At 46.0% G+C, this 2,721-nt stretch carries 3 protein-coding genes; all 3 read left to right on the forward strand.

Annotated features, from left to right (window positions below):
* Positions 1–975 precede the first annotated feature (975 nt).
* The 3 genes from JIN82_RS00050 to JIN82_RS00060 all read left to right on the forward strand — a co-directional run bounded on the left by JIN82_RS00050 (position 976) and on the right by JIN82_RS00060 (position 2,574).
* Positions 976–1,458: a hypothetical protein gene (locus tag JIN82_RS00050; RefSeq protein WP_200309482.1), complete on the forward strand. Its 483-nt coding sequence runs from the start codon at positions 976–978 to the stop codon at positions 1,456–1,458.
* A gap of 87 nt (positions 1,459–1,545) precedes the next feature.
* Entirely contained in the window at positions 1,546–1,983 is a 438-nt protein-coding gene (locus JIN82_RS00055) for a hypothetical protein (RefSeq protein ID WP_200309484.1), read from the forward strand.
* 165 nt (positions 1,984–2,148) lie between these two features.
* The gene (locus JIN82_RS00060) at positions 2,149–2,574 is read left to right on the forward strand and encodes a hypothetical protein (RefSeq protein WP_200309485.1); all 426 of its coding nucleotides are present in this window, start codon (positions 2,149–2,151) and stop codon (positions 2,572–2,574) included.
* The last annotated feature ends 147 nt before the right edge of the window (positions 2,575–2,721 follow it).

Below are 2,721 nucleotides of genomic sequence, written 5' to 3' on the forward strand. Positions count from 1 at the left end.
GAAAGATCAGCGTAGCCTTTCAGAATGAGCGCGAGCTTAGATGATACAAGAGTGCGAGAGAACTCGAGCCTGTATAGCTTGAAATGAGAACTTGCACTCAGTGAGGCTTTTATCTATCAACTAGATCTAACGTTGCGCGCACAAGCTTGCGCAGAGGATGACAAGTCAGTTTTTTCTGCAAGTTATCCTGCGATGAACCTGACAGAAAAAACTCTATGAAAGAAGTCATCCTAGCATTCCCGTCTCCGCACGAGCTCGATTCCTTGAGTAGGATAGACGTGCGGACAGATATCAAGTCGTTGCGCCTAACTGCGTCTCAGTCCCTCATTCGTTTCACTCAATCAAGCCTGCTCTCGCAGTAGGCGAACTCTTCGTTCTCCAGAAAATGAATTGGCCACCTGATCCAAAAAGCTGGTTCGAATTTCCGACCGAGTGCCTTTGGTATCTTTTGCCGGGCGGAGTCTGGCACATCATGTTTTTCGCATTGTCTCTAATCGCCCTGATGATTCTTGGATTAGTAGGATATCGTCGATTCAGTGTATCCACGTTGATGCTCTTCCAAGTATATTTGTTAGCTTCGTCAATGCTCGTCAACGGGCTATGGAGCTGCGTCGTTTGGGGACGCCTTTATTGGAGTGTCGATTACACTTCTGATTTTTCGGCTTTCATTCCAATCACTCCAAGACAGATCAATTACTCATGGGGTTCAGAGATGTCCGGAGGGTTGAACGGAATCACACTCCTCCAACTCAATTTGGTTTGGGCTGTCTTTGCAGTGACGGCATGGGTCTTGGCGTTCTTGATGACACGCTGGACCCTGAGTCACCGCAGAAAACAAATCGGAGAACAAGGCAGCGCTGGCAATCCGCTACCCACGCAGTAATTTCATTTTATGATCTATAGAACCTCAACCCCTTCGTCGAACTTGCGCTCCCAGTAGCGGATGCCAGGCTTTCGACGTTAGCCTCAAAAAATATGCGCGTAATCACATACATCACTATTTCGATTCTTCTACTCGTATCAGGATGGTTTTTTCACCTCATCTTGAAGGGTGAAGATACTCCGGCCTATCACTGGCGGAAGTTAGCGCAACTTGAGGAGCACATGAAGAATCCTGAGAATCATGGGTCGTCCATGGGCTTTAAGTATATTTCTGTTCCATTCGACGACACCCCGCACTTGGAGGCTCTTGTCGCTGCGAACGAGCTTGAGAAGCGTGAAGTCTTGATCCCAGGTCTTCCTGTTAGCAAAGAGAATACCGAAGATTGGATGGCTTTCGCGAATCACCCTGAAGTAATTCAAGCTATCGCCCAAGGTGATTACTATGATGGCGAGGTGCCACTATCTTTCAGCATTTGGTTTCGTCCAGCTTTCGCAGAATCCGTTGATGCATACATCGCCCAACTCCACCAAATGGCTAACAAGGCGCAGCACCCAACCGCTTCCCCGCCGAATTGATGACCTTTATGACAATTTCAATCCCAACCCAAAAACCTAGCGCGCTGAGTGGTCAGCGGTTGGTGTGCTAGACGTTCTGCTAAATATATGAAAGATCACACAAACGTATCTAACGTCCTCTTCCTTCTTAAAATATGCCTTCTGCTTGGGGCTAGCTTATTGAGTTCATGTTCTCAGTATAATTCGGTATTAAATAATAAAAATGTAGGAATATCAGAGAAATCATTGAACGGTAGCATATGGAGAAGTAAAGAAATTGATGGTGAATGGGGACTAATTTATATGGAATACAGATTTACAGAAGCTGATGCGACTCTTGTTGTTTTATCTAATGAATTTAAAGATTATGGAAGCAATGACGATGTATTGTCTTTCCCGGTAACGTATACGCTGAAGGATAATATTATTTATTTAACCAATCCTCAAAATAATGAGTCGGTAGGTTTTGCAACGGTTACAGATTCATACAAGTCAATGATTTATAAGGATGGTGAAGATGAAGTAGTATTCAAAAAAATAAAATGAAACAAAATCAAATTTGCAGAACAAGACGCAGCACCCAACTCCCTATGGCGCGTTAGCAGTGTCAGTTTATGAAAATTAAAACCATTACTCTAGTATCGACGTGCGCTCTCCCATAGGGAGTGTGTGTGCTTTACGTTCGCTCAACCAACTGCGTCATTCGCCACCATGAAGCCGGGACTCACAGACCTACAGCGCTCACGAATAGTGAGAGATTACTTCGATCTGGTCAGCCAGACTGCAGAGTTCCGGTATCGCATTTGCTGGGAGGGAGCACGCAATCTCTTTACCGAGCGAGGCTTTCCACCATCGACTGTTATTCAGATTACCTGCGATCAGGGCGATGACGTAAACGGAATCTTTGCTGTTGGAGATGGAACGTTGCTCGATTGCGATCTCAGAGAGAATCCGCATACTCGGCAGTCGGTAGCCTTCACCAATTGGGAGGTAATCGAGGCCTCAGACACTGATGAGGATGATTATGGTCTAGCTCTCCAGATTCTTGCAGATAGCCGTTTGAAGCATGCTTTTGATATTGCCGTGCAGTCGTTCTACGAGTTCCATTGGCGAGAGTGTGATCGTCCGCTTCCCTAATCACATGACTACTGCACTGCTGACTAACGGCCAATCAAGGGCGAACAAGACGCGGCACCCAACCACTTCCCCGTCGAGTAACTGACCTTTATGACAATTTTAACATCAACCCAAATACGTAGCGCGCTGAGTGGTCAGCGGTTGGTG

Source organism: Persicirhabdus sediminis, from assembly GCF_016595495.1.
Classification (GTDB): Bacteria; Verrucomicrobiota; Verrucomicrobiia; order Verrucomicrobiales; family Akkermansiaceae; genus Persicirhabdus; species Persicirhabdus sediminis.

Excerpts from the sequence above, each read along its gene's own strand:
- JIN82_RS00050 (WP_200309482.1), top strand. The coding sequence starts at position 976 with ATGCGCGTAATCACATACATCACTATTTCGATTCTTCTACTCGTATCA.
- JIN82_RS00055 (WP_200309484.1), top strand. The coding sequence starts at position 1,546 with ATGAAAGATCACACAAACGTATCTAACGTCCTCTTCCTTCTTAAAATA.
- JIN82_RS00060 (WP_200309485.1), top strand. The coding sequence starts at position 2,149 with ATGAAGCCGGGACTCACAGACCTACAGCGCTCACGAATAGTGAGAGAT.